This is a genomic window from Streptomyces sp. KL2 (genome assembly GCF_046529545.1).
GTDB classification, from domain to species: Bacteria; Actinomycetota; Actinomycetes; order Streptomycetales; family Streptomycetaceae; genus Streptomyces; species Streptomyces radiopugnans.
Genome location: NZ_CP127170.1, coordinates 3,354,137 through 3,369,365 on the forward strand (window position 1 = coordinate 3,354,137; position 15,229 = coordinate 3,369,365).

A 15,229-nucleotide genomic window follows, 5' to 3' on the forward strand; every position below is an offset into this window, starting at 1 on the left:
CCTGCCGCGCGCGGGAGCCGTAGAACGCGGAGGGCGCCCGGCACCGCGTGGGTGCCGGGCGTCCTCGCGAGGCGCCGGACGGTCAGACGTTGACGCCGAAGTCCTTGGCGATGCCGACCAGGCCCGAGGCGTAGCCCTGGCCGACCGCGCGGAACTTCCACTCCGCGCCGTGGCGGTACAGCTCGCCGAAGACCATGGCGGTCTCGGTGGCGGCGTCCTCGCTCAGGTCGTAGCGGGCGATCTCGGAGCCGCCGGCCTGGTTGAGGATGCGGATGTAGGCGTTGCGCACCTGGCCGAAGTTCTGGCTGCGGCTCTCGGCGTCGTAGATGGAGACCGGGAAGACGATCTTGTCGATGTCGGCGGGCAGCGCCGCGAGGTTGACGTTGATCTGCTCGTCGTCGCCCTCGCCCTCACCGGTGCGGTTGTCACCGGTGTGGACGATCGCCTGGTCCGGGGTGGCCTTGTTGTTGAAGAAGACGAAGTGCTGGTCCGAGTAGACCTGGCCGCTCGCGTTGACCGCGATGGCGCTGGCGTCGAGGTCGAAGTCGGTGCCGGTGGTCGTACGGACGTCCCAGCCGAGGCCGACCGTCACGGCGGTCAGGCCGGGGGCCTCCTTGGTGAGCGAGACGTTGCCGCCCTTGGACAGGCTTACAGCCATGGGGATGCCCTTCTGTGGTGTTTCCGTGCTGGCCCTTACTGGTCCATTTCCTACCCCCTCCAACGCCGACGGTGGGGGACCGGGTTCCATGTTTCTTTGCTTTCTTTACCCTCCCCGCCGAGGCGGCGGGGAGGAGGGGAGCCGGAGGGCGGGGAAAACGCCGTGACGGCGGGCCCGGAGGGCGGGATCATGGGAGCCATGTCCGGGCCCTACATCATCCGCGGCTCGGTCTCCCTGCCGGAGGCCGAGCTGACCTGGCGTTTCTCTCGCTCGTCCGGGCCCGGCGGCCAGCACGTCAACACCAGCGACAGCCGGGTCGAGCTCCGCTTCGACCTCGCTCGCACCGAGGCACTGCCCGAGGTGTGGAAGGAACGGGCGCTGGAGCGGCTGGCCGGACGGCTGGTGGACGGAGTCCTGGTCGTACGGGCCGCCGAGCACCGCTCCCAGTGGCGCAACCGCGAGACCGCGGCCGTACGCATGACCGCGCTGCTGGCGGAGGCGACCGCGCCGCCGCCGCGCCCGCGCAAGAAGGGCAAGGTCCCGCGCGGGATCAACGAGCGGCGGCTGCGGAACAAGAAGCACCGCTCCGACGTCAAGCGCGGCCGCTCCGGCCGCGACTGGGGGTAGGCCGAACGGATCGGCCCACCCCTTGCTCCTCAGTACCGGGGCTGTGCCTGTGCCCGTGCCCGGCGCCGGAAGGCGACGGCGGTGACGACCGCGGCGACGGCGACGAGTGCCGCGGCTCCGATGCCGATGGCCGTCCACGGCGGTCCGCCGCCGTCGGTTTCCTCCTGCGCGACCGCCTGCTCGCCGTCCTTGCCGGGCTTGGCGGTGGGCGGTCCCTCGTTCGTGTTCTCGCCCTTGCCGTCCTCGGGGGAGGGGGACCTGGAGGCTTCGAGGGACGCGTAGTACTTGGAGAAGATCGGGCTCACATCCGCCGGCCCGGGGTCGCCGTCACCGTCGACCAGGACCTGCGCGGGTCTGACGATGCCGTGCCCGAGGTACATGCTGGGCTCCTCGCCCCGCTGCGACCGTCCCGTCGTCTCGATCATCACGCGCAGGACCTGGTGGTGCGTCCAGTCGGGGTGCTCGGCCCAGATGAGCGCGGCCGAGGCGGAGGCGATCGCGGACGCCACACTTGTACCGCCGGGATCGCCGGGAGCGGAGAGCACAAGGTGGGGGCCGTAGTTGGAGAAGTCGGCTACCGTCCCTTCCTTGTCCACCGCTCCTACTGGCACGACGCCTGGAAGTACAGCGGGGTAGTCCCGCGTTTCCACCCGACGGCCGTCATTCCCTGAGGCAACGAAGATCAGCTTGCCGCGCTCGTTGGCTTCGTCAATCGCGTCTTGCATCTCGGCAAGGGTCTCATCGTCCAGGTTGGAGACACCCTGCGAGATGTTGATGACCTTGGCATCACTCCGAGCCGCGTATCGGATCGCGTCGATGAGTGTCTTGTCCCAACTGGTGACGAAGTCCGCTTTGGTGTGTGTCCGCACGGGAAGGATTTTCGCTTCGGGAGCGAGACCGCGGAGACTGTTTCCTGCCCCGGAGCCGGCGATCAACGCGGCCATGTTCGTCCCATGGCCGCTTATGTCTTCGTGAGGCTCGGGAGCTTTCGAAGCGAAGCTTTTCCCCGGCAGCAACCTGCCCTCCAAACCACGGATCGGCTTCACCCCGGAGTCGACCACGGCGACCGTCACGCCTTCGCCCTTGCTGACCTTCCACAGCCCTGAGGCGTTCATGGCGTCGAGGTACCACTGCTGGTCCGGCCTGATACTCGCGAAGGCAGGAGGTGCGAGCAGCCCCAGAGGCATGAGCATGGCAGTGAGCAGACCGAACACGGTCAGTACTCGTCTTTGTGGGCGGAGGGCATGGGATCGCATGGGACAGTGCACTTCCTCGGAGTTAGTCGATGACCGGCGGCACCACGTCCCGCCGTCCTGCCCAGGTCTCCTCGTCCTCGGCAAGGTAGTCGGGACGGTCTTGCCCACGCCGTCGGTTCTCCGACGGTGAATTCGTGCCGACCGGCCGCCCCGCCATGCCCGGGGTGGTGTTTCCCCTGACAAGCCCGGTGCCGCCTGGCGTGAAGCTCGCGCCTCTGAAGCCACTTCCCGTACGGGACGCTCCCGCCGGACTACCCGGTGATGGAGTAAAGGGACGCCCGGGAGGCACGCCCCTGCCCGTTGGGGCCCCGCCTCCTGCGGCACCCGGGTAACCGCCCATGGGACGGCCCGCGGGAGCACGGTCACCGGCGACAGTTCCGCGTGGAGTTCCGGCCCCGGGTGCGGGGTTGCCCACGTGTCGTGGTGTACCACCCGTGATGCCGTCCTTTACCGGGCCACGTGGCGAAAGGCCGCCCGCGCCGCCGCCAACCGACGGTCGGCCATTGCCGGGGGCGCGACCCGCCTGCCGAACCGGTCCGGTGGCCGGCATCGGAGCCACCGGCGGAGGAGAGGACGGGCCGGCGGACTGCTGAGGGGGCACAGGCATTGTGGTCTGCGGCCGCTGCTCGGCAACGGGGAGAGGGGCTACGGAGTCGAGTTTCGTGTTCGTAGAACGTTCGAATACGGGAACAGAAGGGTCAGTGACAGGGAAAGAGCGTACTTCCGACCCTTCTCTGGCAGAGATACTCCTGTCGAAAGCGGCACCCGATTCGCGGTAAGTCGCCGACTCCATAGCCCCTCCGCTTGGTGCTGCGGCCGACGTACCCAGGCCGGATTGCCTTTCCTCCCTGGCATCAGGCAGCGGCTTGAAGTCCGGTTCCTCCGCCGCGCGGAGGCTCTCCCCGGTCGTCCTGTAGTACGACGACAGCCGGTTGAGCTGGTTGATCGCCTCCTGGCGCTTGCTCTCCTCGCGCTCCTGGCGGGCCTTGTCCTTCTCCGGGTCGGCGTAGCACATCGTCTCGGGCTCGGGGATGGCGGCCTTGGCCTCGGTCAGGGCCTGGCCCGCGTTCACCATGTGCTGCCCGAGCGTGCGGACGTAGGCGGCGAACCGCATGGACTCCAGGGCGAACTGACGCCCCCACTCACGGAAGGCGTCACCGCCCTCGCCGTCCCACTCCACACGGTCGATGTAGGTGCGCAGTTCGCTGCCGATGCCGTCCATGTCGGAACCGGCCTTGCCGAGGGCCTGTCCGCGCGAGGTGAGCAGACCGGGGTCGGCCTTCGCGACCATCGCGTTGAGCGCGGCGAGTGACTTGCCCTCGAACTCTCCTGTGGCCATTCCTGACCTCCCCCTCAGCTGAAGTCCTTGCCGTCGGACTCGTCGGAGTCCTTGGCGCGGGTGTCCTGCCCCTCACGCTCCCGCCGGCTTGCCGCCCAGTGCTCGTCCACCTGCGTCTGGATGGCCTGGAATCGCTGCCGCTGGTCCGCCTCGACGTTGCCGTAGCCCTTGTCCACGATCTCGGTGGCGATGCCCAGCGCCTCCAACTGCTCGCCGAACAGCCGGGAGAGGGTTTCCAGGCGCGTGTGCACCTTGTCATAGAGGGCTGACAGATCCTCCGCCGCGCTGAAGCCCGTGCCGTACGCGTCCGGGGTGACGGTCTGTTCGCCGATCTGCTTGTGGGACGCCGGGGACTTCCCCAACTCGGCCAGGAGTTCGTCGATACGGCCCTTGAAGGCGGTCAGCGTCTCGGCCCGGTAGTCCAGGCCCTTGCCGCCGCCGAAGTCACGCTCGCCCGTCACGCCGTGCCCCCGTCCCCCGATTAGTCGCCACGCTGTGCCAAGGTCGTGCCGCGTCAGTGTAGTCAGCGCACGGCCCGGCCCGTCGGGGCCTGTGGACGGCGGGCGCGCTTTCCGGCCGGGTGGCAGCTATGCCAGGTGGCGGTAGCGTCCGCGGAAGTACGTCAGGGGCCCGCCCTCCGAGGACGGCAGCGCGGTGGCCAGCACCCGGCCGATCACCAGTGTGTGGTCGCCCGCGCCCACCCGCTGCTCGGTACGGCACTCCACCGTCGCCAGCGCGCCGTCGACCAGGGGTGCGCCGGAGGCCTCGCCGCGGGTGCAGGGCATGTCCTGGAAGAGCAGGCGGTCGCTGACGCGGCCGCGCATGGAGAAGCGGCCCGCGATGTGGCGCTGGCCCTCCGCGAGGAGCGAGGCGGCCCACAGCGGCTGCCGTTCCAGCAGCTCGTCCATCCGGGAGCCCTCGCGCACGCTGACCAGTACCAGCGGCGGTTCCAGGGAGACGGAGAGGAAGGAGGTCGCGGTCATGCCCGCGTCCTCGCCGCGCGGCCCGTCCTCCGGGTCGTGCGCCGTCACCAGTACCACGCCTGCGGCCAGCCGTGCCAGGGCTGCGCGGAATTCCTCCTCGCCCACCCCCTCAGGATGCGGGACACCGGAGGTGCGGCGCGAGGTCGAAGTAGGGGCGTTCCGGGACATCTGCTGCTGCGGTGTCGGGTGCACACCTCGCACGCTAGACGCTGCTCCGGGGGTCCGCATCGGGCCCGGGGACCAGGTCGGACCTAGGTACATGGGCTGAACGATCCGCAGGTCAGAGCCGGAATTTGCGTTCGGTACGGTTGTGGTCCGGGCAGGAGCGCTCCCACGCGGCGCAGTCGCGCGCCCGCACTCGGCTGTGACATGAGTCACACAGGGGGTCAATTGTTGACCCTGTGTACCGGCTGGACAGCTCGCTGTGATTCAGTGGCTTGAAGACAGGAGAAAGTCCAAAACCGGATCATCTGGAGTCACTCACTCGAGTCTCAGGGGGAGGGCGGATGGAAGCCGAGTCGGAGCCGTACGTGCGCCTCACCACCCTGCGCAGGCTCCACCAGTCCATGGCGGACCTCAACACCGCGCGCAGCCTGGCGGACACCCTGCAGACCGTCGCCGACGGCATCGTGAACGGCCTCGACTTCGAGCTGGCCGCGGTCAACCTCGTCAAGCCCGACGGGGACCTCGTGGTGGCGGCCGTCGCAGGCAGCGAGGGTGCGGAGGCGATGATGGCGGGCCGTACGGGCTCGCGGGCGGCCTGGGAGCGGCGGCTGGCGCTGGGGGAGTGCTGGGGCGAGCTGCGCTTCATCCCGTACACCGAGGCGTGGGTCCTGACGGACGACGACGTGCCGCAGTGGCACACCGCCGGGCCGGCGCCGCGGTACCCCGACGAGTGGCACCCCATGGACCTCCTGATGGCGCCGATGTACTCCTCCGACGGAGAACTCCTCGGCGTCATCTCCGTCGACAAGCCGCGCAACGGGCGGCGCCCGGGCGCATGGGGGCGCGAAGCGTTGCAGATGTACGCCTTCCAGGCGGGGATTGCGATAAGCAACGCCCGGCTGCGCGCAAACATGCAGCGCGCGCTGGTCCGCCTGGAGCGCGAGCAGCAGGCGCTGCGGGCGAGCGAGGAGAGCTTCCGGCAGGCGTTCGAGTACGCGCCCAGCGGCATGGCGATCACCGAGCTGGGCGGCGACCAGCACGGACGGCTGGTGCGCACCAACGACGCGCTGTGCCGGCTGCTGGGCCGCCCGGCGGCGGCGCTGCGGCGCTACAGCTTCTCCGACCTCGTCCACCCCGAGGACCTGGCCACCCTGAAGCGCACCTCCGCCGAGGGGGGCCGGGCCGAGCTGCGGCTGGCGCGGCGCGACGGCTCCTACCTGTGGGTCTCCCTGCGCAACTCGGTGGTGGCCGACGCCACCGAGGGCCCGCGCCTCCTGCTCACCCACGTCGAGGACATCGAGGAGCGCAAGCGCCACGAGCTCCAGCTCGCCCACCGCGCCAGCCACGACTCGCTCACCGGCCTGCCCAACAGCGCCGAGCTGCGGGCGCGGCTCAGCGCCCGGCTGTGCGACAAGCCCGTGCCGGTGCCCGACGCCGCGCACATGGGCCCGGGGGGCGCCGGTGGCGCCGTCGGCGGCGGCTTCGGGCCCGAGGGCCTCGTCGGCGGTCCCGGCGGCGGGCTCGGTGGGGGGTTCGGCTTCGACGGCTTCGGTCCGGACGGTTACCGGGACTGCTTCGGGGGAGCCCTCCCGGAACCGGCCGGCGGATACGACCACCACGTCCACACCGTCCCGCCCGTGAGCGACGACCCCTCCGAGAAGGGGCTGGCGGTCCTCTTCTGCGACCTCGACGGCTTCAAGTCGATCAACGACCGCTTCGGCCACCACTGCGGCGACGCCGTGCTGATCGAGGTGGCGAGACGTCTTTCGAGTGGCGTTCGCGACAATGACACCGTCGCCCGGCTGGGTGGTGACGAATTCGTCGTCCTGGCGGACGGGCTGTGCCGCGGTGATGCCGCTGACCTGGCCGTACGGCTGCGCAACGCGATCATTCCGCCCATCCGCGTGGAGGGGCGCGCGGTGCGGGTGGGGGCGAGCTTCGGCATCAGCTGGGCGGGGTGCGGCATGTCCGCCGAGGAGGTCCTGCACTCCGCCGACCAGCGGATGTACGTCGAGAAGCGGTCGCGGTCCAAGGCCCACCGCAGGGCCGGATGAGGCCCGGGCCGGCCCGGTGCCGGGGGTGTGGCGGGGTGGGGGTGCGAGAGGTCACAGGCGCCGCCTTCTTTAACCCGAAAGAGGTAGGCTGCGCCGGGCAGGCACCCGTCATGGAGGAGCGCACGGAATGACCGCCGGTAACAACGGCTCGGGCACGCCGGAGAACGACGACCCGTTCGCCTACCTCTACCGCTCCGAGGGCGGTACGGGCGGCGGCGGGGGCGCCGCGGCGTCGCAGCCCGGAGTGCCTCGCACCTCGTACAACCAGGTCCGCGCCGTGGGCGAGCGCCGCTACGGCGGGCAGCAGGGCCAGCAGCAGGCGCCACCGCGCCAGCACCAGCAGCAGGCGCACCAGTCCAGCGCGCACTACGCGGCCCCCGAGACCGTGCCCGGCGGCCGTGCCGCCGCGCGGCGCGAGGCCGCCGCGGCGGGCCCGGCCGGCCGGGGGCGCGGCCGCAACCACAACGGCCTGCTGGTCGGCGCACTGGCGGTCGTCGCCGCGGTGGTCCTCGGCGTGGGCGCCGCGATCTTCTTCAGCGACGGCGACGATGCGAACGCGGACCAGACCGGCGGTGTCCAGGCCGCCACGGCCGGAGCCGGCGACGGTGGCGGAGACGACGGGGACGGCCAGGACAAGGACGCCGACAAGAACAAGAACAAGGAGAAGGAGCCGGGCGCCCTCCCCTCGGAGGACGCGGCCAGCCTCCAGCTCGGCGGCGGAGCGACCACGGACAAGGCCGTCCAGGGAGCCCAGTCCAGGAGCGGCGCGTACGTCACCGGTCTCGACAAGCCCGGCTCCTCGGCGACCTGGACCTTCGAGGTCCCCGAGGACGGCAAGTACACGCTGTTCGTCGGCTACGGGGTGCCGGGCAAGGACGCGAACTCCACGCTCGCCGTCAACGGCACGCCCCGCAAGGATCCGCTGAACATGAAGAACTTCGCGGGCGCGGGCGAGGGCGAGTGGGAGAAGGGCTGGACGCGCACCTTCGCCTGGGTCGACCTGAACAAGGGCTCCAACACCGTCAGGATCTCCTGCGAGGAGGGCAACCAGTGCGGGTTCGTCCTCGACCGGGTCTGGCTCAAGGAGGGCCACGTCCGCGGCTGACGCCGCCGCGACGAGGGTCGGCGGCGCGGCGCGGGAGCGTCAGCCGCCGACCACCTTCAGGAAGGCCGCCACCGTCTGAGCCATCGCATCCCGCGCTGGGAGCAGGTACCTGCGCGGATCGACGGTCCGCGCGTCCCGCGCGAGGAAGGCGCGGACGGCCCCGGTGAAGGCGGTGTTCAGCGCCGTCCCCACGTTGATCTTCGCCATTCCGGCCGCGACCGCCCGCCGCAGTTCCCCGTCCGGCACCCCGGAGGAGCCGTGCAGCACCAGCGGCACGGGCACGGCCTCGCGCAGCTCGCCGATCAGGGCGTGGTCGAGGACGGCGGTGCGCTCGGTCATGGCGTGGGAGCTGCCGACCGCGACGGCCAGGGCGTCCACCCCGGTGGCGGCCACGTACGCCGCGGCCTCGGCGGGATCGGTCCGCACGCCGGGGGCGTGCGCGTCGAGCGTTCCGCGCCCCTTCCCCGGCTCCCCGTCGCCGGGCTTGCCGCCGACCCGGCCCAGCTCGGCCTCCACCCACATCCCGTGCGCGTGGCCGAAGCGCACGGCCTCCGCCGTGGCCGCCACATTGCGGTCGTAGGGCAGCTTCGAGGCGTCGAACATCACCGAGCCGAACCCGGCCTCCGGCGCGGCGCGCAGCAGCTCGGGGCTCTCCACGTGATCCAGGTGCAGCGCCAGCGGCGCGCCGGAGGCCCGCGCCACGGCCGCCGCGGCGGCGGCGACGGGAGCGAGCCGGCCGCCGTGGAAACGCACGGCGTTCTCGGAGATCTGGAGGATGGCGGGCAAGCCGGCGGCCTCCGCGCCGGCGGCGATCGCCTCGGCGTGCTCCAGGGTGATGACGTTGAACGCGGCGACGCCGCGGCCGGACGCGTGCGCGTCCGCCACGAGTTCCCCGCTGCCGACCAGTGGCATGCCCGCCCTCCTCCGTACCTGTCTTCCGTACCCGTCTTCTCCGTCCGCCGCCGTCCCGCCGCCCGTCCCGCGGTCTCCCGTCGTCGTCCACCGGGCCGCAGGACGGGCCGTCAGACGGCCGCCATCTGCCGGTCGATCCGCACCCCGGGCAGCAGCTCCTCGTACAGCACCCGGTCGAACTCGCCCGCCACCTCGGCCCGTACGGTCGCCGCCGACAGGGCGGCGGCGCGGGCCAGCCGGTCCGGCCAGGGCAGGCCCTCCACGAGTCCGGACAGCAGCGCGGCCACCACCGAGTCCCCCGCCCCCGTCGGGTTGCCCGCCAGCCGCCGGGGCGGCTCGACGCGCCAGACGCCCTCCGGGGTGAGGGCCAGCAGGCCGTCCTCGCCCAGCGAGGCGACCACGGAGTGAGCCCCGCGCCGCTGTGCCAGCCGCGCGGCCCGCAGCGGCTCGGTGGTGCCCGTTATCCCGGCCAGCTCACGGGAGTTGGGCTTGACGACGTCCGGCCGGGCGGCCAGTCCGCGCAGCAGGGGCTCCCCGTCGGTGTCCAGCAGCACGGGCACGCCCGCGGTTCGCGCGGCGCGCACCAGCGTCCCGTACGCCCCCACGGGCACCCCGGGCGGCAGGCTGCCGCACAGGGCCACGGCGGTGGCGTCGTGCAGCAGTCCGCCGTAGACGTCCAGGAATCGCTCCCACTCGGCGGGGGTCACCTGCGGGCCGGGCTCGTTGAGCACGGTGGCGTCGCCGGAAGCCTCGTCCACGACCGTGACGGTGCGGCGGGTGTCCCCGCCGACGGCGACGAACGCGTCCCCGACCGGGCCCTCCTCCGTCACCTCCGACAGCAGCGCCCGCAGCCGGTCGCCGTTCGGGCCGCCGGTGAAGCCGGTCACCAGCGTCTCGTGACCCAGCGCGCCCAGGACCCTCGCCACGTTCAGACCCTTGCCGCCCGGGCGCTCGGCGACCTCCCGGACCCGGTGGGAGGCGCGGGGCTCCAGACGGGGGACGCGGTAGGTGATGTCCAAAGCCGCGTTGAGCGTGACGGTCAGGATCATCCGGTACTCCGCCTCCCACCGGCGAGTGTGAATGTTCGGCATACCCACGGTGGCGCGGGGCCGCCGACCGTGCGAGTGATCATGCCAAAGCGGAGGCGGTCGGCCCAGAGGGCGGAGACACCCGCCTCCGCTCGATGTGGGAACGAGACCGGAACGCAATCAGCCCGTCGCGCCGCCGCGTACAACCCCGGCGGCCCCGGCGGTGTCCGGGAGGGGCGGGGGCACCAGCCACTCGCCCCGGCGCATGACGCCCGCGACCCGGTAGCCGTCGTCCAGCACCACCAGATCGGCGTCCTTGCCGGGCTCGATCGACCCCACCCGGTCGGCGACCCCCAGCAACCGCGCCGGGTTGAGCGCCAGGGCCCGCACCGCGTCCTCGACGCGCAGGCCGTCCACCGTCACCGAGCGCCGCAGCGCCTCGTCCAGGGTGAGCGTGGATCCCGCGATCGAGCCGCCCTCCACCAGCCGGGCGACGCCGTCGGTGACGCGCACCTTCAGCGGGCCGAGCGGGTAGAGGCCGTCGCCCATCCCGGCCGCGCCCATGGCGTCGGTTACGAGGGCGACCCGGCCGGCGCCGGCACGGGCGAAGGCCAGCTCCAGGACGGCGGGGTGCAGATGGACGCCGTCGTTGATCAGCTCGACGGTGACCCGCTCGTCCTCCAGCAGCGCCGCCACCGGGCCGGGGGCGCGGTGCAGCAGCGCGGGCATCGCGTTGAACAGGTGCGTGGCGACCGTCGCGCCCGCCCCGATGGCCTCCAGCACGGCCTCGTACGAGGCGTCGGTGTGGCCGACGGCCGCGATCACCCCGCTGTCGGCCAGCAGCCGCACCGACTCCAGACCGCCGGGCAGCTCCGGTGCGAGCGTCACCATCCGCGCCGCGCCGCGCGCCGCCTTCACCAGTGCGCGCACATCGGCCGGGTCGGGATCGCGCAGCAGGCCGGGGTCGTGGGCGCCGCAGCGGCTGCGGGCGATGAACGGCCCCTCGAAGTGGATGCCCGCCAGGTCGCCCTGCTCCACCAGCTCCGACAGTACGGCCGCCTGCCGGGCGAGTTCGTCCAGACCGCCGGTGACGGTGGAGGCGACCATCGTCGTGGTGCCGTGCGCGCGGTGGGTGGCGATCGCCCGCAGCGCCTCCTCGGCCGAACCCGCGGAGAAGGACGCCCCGCCGCCGCCGTGGACGTGCATGTCGACGAAGCCGGGCACCACCCAGTGGCCGGCCAGGTCGAGCGTGCCCGCCTCCCCGGGGACGTCGGCGGCGATGCGCGAGCCCTCCACCGTCACCCTGCCCTCCTCGGCCACGCCGTCCGGCAGCACCACCCTGGCGCCCGTCAGCACGGTGCGCCGCGCCCCGGCCGGCCGCGTCCTCGCCGGGCGGGCGCTCACCGCCGGTGCTTCCGCCGTCCGCGCCCCCGTAGTCTGCGCCGTCTTCGGACCGGTCATAGGCTCGCAACCTCCGCGGAGAGTAGGTCCCAGGCGAGGAGTCCCGCGCCCAGGCACCCGGCGGCGTCCCCCAGGGCCGCCGGAACGATCGTGGGGACGTGCTGGAAGGTGACCTTGGCGCGTACGGCGTCGCGCAGCGGCGCGAGAAGCGTCTCGCCCGCCTCCGCCAGCCCGCCGCCGACGATCAGCACCCGCGGATCCAGCAGGGTGATCGCGGTGACCAGGCCCTCGGCGAGGGCGTCGACCGCGTCGTGCCAGACGGCCGCGGCCCGCGGGTCGCCGGCCTCCACCGCCCGGGCGGCGCCGGCCGCCGTCGCCTCCGGATCACCGCACGCCTCGGCCCAGGCCCGGCCCACGGCGGCGGCGGAGGCGAACAGCTCCAGGCAGCCGCGCCGCCCGCAGCCGCACTCGGGCCCGCCGGGCCGTACGGTGATGTGGCCGATCTCGCCCGCGCCGCCGTGCGCTCCCGGCTCCACCCGGCCGTCGATCCCGACGGCCCCCGCGATGCCGGTGCCCAGCGCCGTGAACAGGAAGCGGTCCACGCCCGCCCCCGCCCCGATCCGCCCCTCGGCCAGCCCGCCGGTGCGCACGTCGTGCCCGAGGGCGACGGGCACCCCGCCCAGCCGTTCGGTCAGCAGATCACGCAGGGGGAGGTCCCGCCAGCCGAGGTTGGCGGAGTAGACGGCCGTCCCCGTCGCACCGTCGACGATCCCGGGCACGGCGACCCCCGCGGCCACCGGCTCGGCGCCGTACCGCGCGACCCCGGCCTCCCGCAGCTCGGCGGCGAAGGCGAGCACGTTCTCCACCACGGCGTCCGGCCCGCCCTCCCGCCCGGTGGGCCGCCGCGCCTGGTGCAGCAGCGTGCGGCCGGCCCCGACGAGGGCGGCCTTCAGCCCGGTGCCGCCCACGTCGAGGGCGACGACATACGCGGTTTCGTCATGCCGAGGAGTCACGGGGACAGTCTCACCTGTCACCCGCGAAAGGTCTAGTCCACTCCTCGGTCTGTGCCGCACCCGGGGGGCCGGACCCCGAAGCAGATCCGCCGGGCCGGGCACTGCTCGGCAAGCTGTGGAAAACCCGGCCCCCTCCGTCCCCTCTGTTAGCGTCGGGCGAGAACCGGCAGGGGGATCATGGGGAGCCTGTGGAAACGCAGTCGGCTGCGCACCGCCGTTCTGGGGGTGGCAGCCCTCGCCGCCGTGACGGCGGTGGCCGTGTACCCGACGCGGGACGGCGAACATCCGAAGACCAACCGCGCGCAGGTGCGGAAGGCGTGCGCCGGCCTGCTGCCCGCCGCCCACCTCGACCCGTTCCTGCCCCGCGACTCGGCCATGAAGCACGGGCAGTACGGCACGCTCCTCGAACCCGGCCACGAGAGCCGCGCGTTCATCGACTGCCGGCTCGACTGGACCGGGGACGACGGGAAGGGCGACCTCGGCGTCCACATGCGGGCGGAACCGTGGGGACCCGACGACGTACTGCCCTCCGCCGACGATGGCGACGCGCTCCCCTTCCCCTACCGGCTGCCGGACGGCTCCCGGGGCGCCATCACGGCGCATGACATGTACGGCGACATGACACAGGTGGGAGTCATCCTGCAAGTCGGCTGTCCCAAAGGCGACTTCGAACGCTTCCGGCTGGGCACGGACATGAAGGTGTCCGTCGAGCTGCCCGTGCGTCTCCACGACGAGGACGACGACGGGTACACGGATGAACCCGTCGAGGAGGAACTGCGCCTGGCGGCCCGATCGGCTCCGCGCGCCGCCGACCGGGTGCGCGAGCACCAGGCGTGCGGCACCGCCCCGCTCGGCAAGCTGAGCCCGGCCCCGGTTTCCGAACGCGACGACGACGGCGACGACGGCGGGGCCGGGGCGGAGGACGAGCGCGGAGGCAGCCCCTGCGGCAAGGGGACCTGCGCCTGGCTGGACCCCGCCGCCATGGGCTACCCGAAGGGGGAGTGGAGAGTGTCGGGCGGTTCCTCCTTCGGCCCCGCCCGGGGGGAGTGCCGCGCTGCCCTCGACGGGCACCCGGAGGAGAACGAGATCAAGGGCGTGGACGCCGTCAGCGTTTCCGGGGTCGGAGCGCGCGGTTTCTACCAGGGCGATGAGACCGGCCCGAACGAGCACGAAGCCGGTGGACACCACGAGCCCGGGCCGGGTTGGACGGCTGTCCCGGATGGAACGGCCGAACTGCTGCCGGGTGACGCCCGCACCCTGCCCTCCCTGGCGCTGTGGGCCGAGTCGGTGTGCGACGGTGGTCAGACCTTCCACCGAATCTCGATCACGCCCGAACTCGGTTACCACCTGGACTCGGACGGAAAAGTGACGCGGCACGAGGAGGGCGGCCCCGCACTGGGCAGGGCGGCACGCGGGGAGCTGTCGCGGACGGCGCGGGCCGCGCTCGACCGCTACCTCGCCGCCCCCGGCGGCTGGCCACAGCGGGCGCACTGCCGCGGCACCACGGTTCTGGGGGAGGTGGAGGAATGGCGATCCATCGACGACGAGTGATCGCGGCCGGGGTGTTCCTCGGCATGGTGTTCATGCTCCCGACGGGGCACTCCTGGTACGAGGAGAGCCGCGAACAGCGGGCCGGCCGGGAACTGCTGCGCGACGCGTGCGGAGGAGTACTTCCCGAACGAGAGGCGCGGGCGATTCTCGGCGGCGGCCCACTGAAGGGAAGCTCGGATTCCGTACGCGGGGAGGAGGGCCTCGGCCGAAAGGACGAACCGCTGGAGGCCGGCTGCCTCATCGTCCGGAAGAAGCCTGAGAAGGCCTACGGCTTCGAGGATGCCTCGATCGGGGTGTCACTCCACGGCACCCGCGCTCCAGGTGGTGGAGAGGACGGGGAGCGCGAGCGGCCGGACGATCCCTATCCGGCCTTCTACCCGGACGCACCGGTGCCCCTGCCGGGCGGCTGGACCGGCTTCCTCTCAGCACGTGATGCCCCCTACGAGGACCGGGGGACCGCCGCCGTGTTTCTGGACTGTGCCGGAGACCGCCGGGACCTGCTGGTCACCGTCAGTGTGAGAGTGGGAGACACCGGCCTCGGCGACCCCGCCCACCGGATCCGTATAGGACGCCTGGCGACGGCCACGGCGCGCAATGCCGCCCAACAGTGGGGCTGCGAGGCGCGCTTCGGCGAGCGGCCGCGTACGGTGCCGCTGCCCGTCGCCGAGGACGTACCTCTCGGCGAGGCGGACGGGACGTGCGAAGGCGTCCCGGCGCGGGGCCGAACCTTCGCGCGGGCCTGGGAGAGCGACCGGGGCGGCGCCCCGCAGGAGGTGTGCTCCGTCGGCAACAGCGGCGGCACCCCGCTCTACTCGTTGCGGGCCTTCTACGGTCCGTACGCGACGAGTGCCCGCGTGGCCTTGGGGAAGCGGTACAGCTTCGAGAAGACGATTCCAGGACGCACTCCCAGCGGGACGCTGCCCGACGGCGGTCTGTGGGCCACCGCCGCCTGCCCGGCTCCGTTCGCGGGCGAGACGGCCCTCTTCACCATCGAACCCCTGGGCAGGGAACGGGAGAAGTCGACGCGGGGGGAGCAGGCGTACGAGCGGGCGGCGCTGAAGGCCTTCGCCGAGGCCTCGGCCGAGCACCACGGCTGCTCCGCACCGCGGCTCCCCTGACCGCCCCGACCGGAAGTCC

14 protein-coding genes are annotated in these 15,229 nt (G+C 72.6%); 5 read left to right on the forward strand and 9 right to left on the reverse strand.

Annotation, left to right across the window (positions count from 1 at the left end; translation table 11 throughout):
* Positions 1-82: 82 nt before the first annotated feature.
* Entirely contained in the window at positions 83-658 is a 576-nt protein-coding gene (locus QPK52_RS15250) for a TerD family protein (RefSeq protein WP_410538034.1), read from the reverse strand.
* A 189-nt stretch (positions 659-847) separates the two neighbouring features.
* Between QPK52_RS15250 and arfB the strand changes: the two genes are divergently transcribed.
* Positions 848-1,285, forward strand: coding sequence for an alternative ribosome rescue aminoacyl-tRNA hydrolase ArfB (gene arfB / locus QPK52_RS15255; RefSeq protein WP_410538035.1), 438 nt, complete (start codon positions 848-850; stop codon positions 1,283-1,285).
* 29 nt (positions 1,286-1,314) lie between these two features.
* Here arfB and QPK52_RS15260 read toward each other — a convergent pair whose 3' ends face one another.
* The 4 genes from QPK52_RS15260 to QPK52_RS15275 form a co-directional block, all read right to left on the reverse strand.
* Positions 1,315-2,499 (reverse strand): S8 family serine peptidase, encoded by a 1,185-nt coding sequence (locus QPK52_RS15260; protein WP_410538036.1) that lies wholly within the window; start codon positions 2,497-2,499, stop codon positions 1,315-1,317.
* A gap of 64 nt (positions 2,500-2,563) precedes the next feature.
* Entirely contained in the window at positions 2,564-3,880 is a 1,317-nt protein-coding gene (locus QPK52_RS15265; protein WP_410538037.1) for a hypothetical protein, read from the reverse strand.
* Positions 3,881-3,894: 14 nt separating this feature from the next.
* Positions 3,895-4,341 carry a hypothetical protein gene (locus tag QPK52_RS15270; protein WP_410538038.1) on the reverse strand — a complete coding sequence of 149 codons (447 nt, stop codon included), beginning with the start codon at positions 4,339-4,341 and terminating at the stop codon, positions 3,895-3,897.
* A gap of 126 nt (positions 4,342-4,467) precedes the next feature.
* Positions 4,468-5,031: a flavin reductase family protein gene (locus QPK52_RS15275; RefSeq protein WP_410540341.1), complete on the reverse strand. Its 564-nt coding sequence runs from the start codon at positions 5,029-5,031 to the stop codon at positions 4,468-4,470.
* A 338-nt stretch (positions 5,032-5,369) separates the two neighbouring features.
* Here QPK52_RS15275 and cdgB point away from each other — a divergent pair, with 338 nt between their 5' ends.
* A complete protein-coding gene (cdgB, locus tag QPK52_RS15280) occupies positions 5,370-7,082 on the forward strand; it encodes a diguanylate cyclase CdgB (protein WP_410538039.1) in 1,713 nt (570 codons plus the stop codon).
* Positions 7,083-7,209: 127 nt separating this feature from the next.
* The gene (locus tag QPK52_RS15285; RefSeq protein ID WP_410538040.1) at positions 7,210-8,187 is read left to right on the forward strand and encodes a hypothetical protein; all 978 of its coding nucleotides are present in this window, start codon (positions 7,210-7,212) and stop codon (positions 8,185-8,187) included.
* A 39-nt stretch (positions 8,188-8,226) separates the two neighbouring features.
* On the opposite strand, the gene QPK52_RS15290 is transcribed toward QPK52_RS15285, so the two are convergent.
* From QPK52_RS15290 to QPK52_RS15305, 4 genes are all read right to left on the reverse strand, one after another.
* Entirely contained in the window at positions 8,227-9,099 is an 873-nt protein-coding gene (locus tag QPK52_RS15290) for a class II fructose-bisphosphate aldolase (RefSeq protein ID WP_410538041.1), read from the reverse strand.
* 110 nt (positions 9,100-9,209) lie between these two features.
* A complete protein-coding gene (locus QPK52_RS15295) occupies positions 9,210-10,148 on the reverse strand; it encodes a 1-phosphofructokinase family hexose kinase (RefSeq protein ID WP_410538042.1) in 939 nt (312 codons plus the stop codon).
* A 159-nt stretch (positions 10,149-10,307) separates the two neighbouring features.
* Positions 10,308-11,588, reverse strand: coding sequence for an N-acetylglucosamine-6-phosphate deacetylase (gene nagA, locus QPK52_RS15300; protein WP_410538043.1), 1,281 nt, complete (start codon positions 11,586-11,588; stop codon positions 10,308-10,310).
* Complete coding sequence (locus tag QPK52_RS15305; protein WP_410538044.1) at positions 11,585-12,541, reverse strand: ROK family protein; 957 nt, start codon at positions 12,539-12,541, stop codon at positions 11,585-11,587. The genes nagA and QPK52_RS15305 overlap by 4 nt, the downstream gene beginning before the upstream one ends.
* A 177-nt stretch (positions 12,542-12,718) precedes the next feature.
* Here QPK52_RS15305 and QPK52_RS15310 point away from each other — a divergent pair, with 177 nt between their 5' ends.
* Positions 12,719-14,092, forward strand: a complete 1,374-nt coding sequence (locus QPK52_RS15310; protein ID WP_410538045.1) for a hypothetical protein — start codon at positions 12,719-12,721, stop codon at positions 14,090-14,092.
* Positions 14,068-15,210 (forward strand): hypothetical protein, encoded by a 1,143-nt coding sequence (locus QPK52_RS15315; protein ID WP_410538046.1) that lies wholly within the window; start codon positions 14,068-14,070, stop codon positions 15,208-15,210. Before QPK52_RS15310 ends, QPK52_RS15315 begins: the two co-directional genes overlap by 25 nt.
* Positions 15,211-15,229: the final 19 nt, after the last annotated feature.

Bases quoted from the DNA above. Each gene is read 5' to 3' on its own strand.
- QPK52_RS15250 (WP_410538034.1), bottom strand. From the start codon at position 658: ATGGCTGTAAGCCTGTCCAAGGGCGGCAACGTCTCGCTCACCAAGGAG.
- QPK52_RS15265 (WP_410538037.1), bottom strand. From the start codon at position 3,880: ATGGCCACAGGAGAGTTCGAGGGCAAGTCACTCGCCGCGCTCAACGCG.
- QPK52_RS15310 (WP_410538045.1), top strand. From the start codon at position 12,719: ATGGGGAGCCTGTGGAAACGCAGTCGGCTGCGCACCGCCGTTCTGGGG.
- QPK52_RS15275 (WP_410540341.1), bottom strand. From the start codon at position 5,031: ATGTCCCGGAACGCCCCTACTTCGACCTCGCGCCGCACCTCCGGTGTC.
- arfB (WP_410538035.1), top strand. From the start codon at position 848: ATGGGAGCCATGTCCGGGCCCTACATCATCCGCGGCTCGGTCTCCCTG.
- cdgB (WP_410538039.1), top strand. From the start codon at position 5,370: ATGGAAGCCGAGTCGGAGCCGTACGTGCGCCTCACCACCCTGCGCAGG.
- QPK52_RS15315 (WP_410538046.1), top strand. From the start codon at position 14,068: ATGGCGATCCATCGACGACGAGTGATCGCGGCCGGGGTGTTCCTCGGC.
- nagA (WP_410538043.1), bottom strand. From the start codon at position 11,588: ATGACCGGTCCGAAGACGGCGCAGACTACGGGGGCGCGGACGGCGGAA.
- QPK52_RS15290 (WP_410538041.1), bottom strand. From the start codon at position 9,099: ATGCCACTGGTCGGCAGCGGGGAACTCGTGGCGGACGCGCACGCGTCC.
- QPK52_RS15295 (WP_410538042.1), bottom strand. From the start codon at position 10,148: ATGATCCTGACCGTCACGCTCAACGCGGCTTTGGACATCACCTACCGC.
- QPK52_RS15285 (WP_410538040.1), top strand. From the start codon at position 7,210: ATGACCGCCGGTAACAACGGCTCGGGCACGCCGGAGAACGACGACCCG.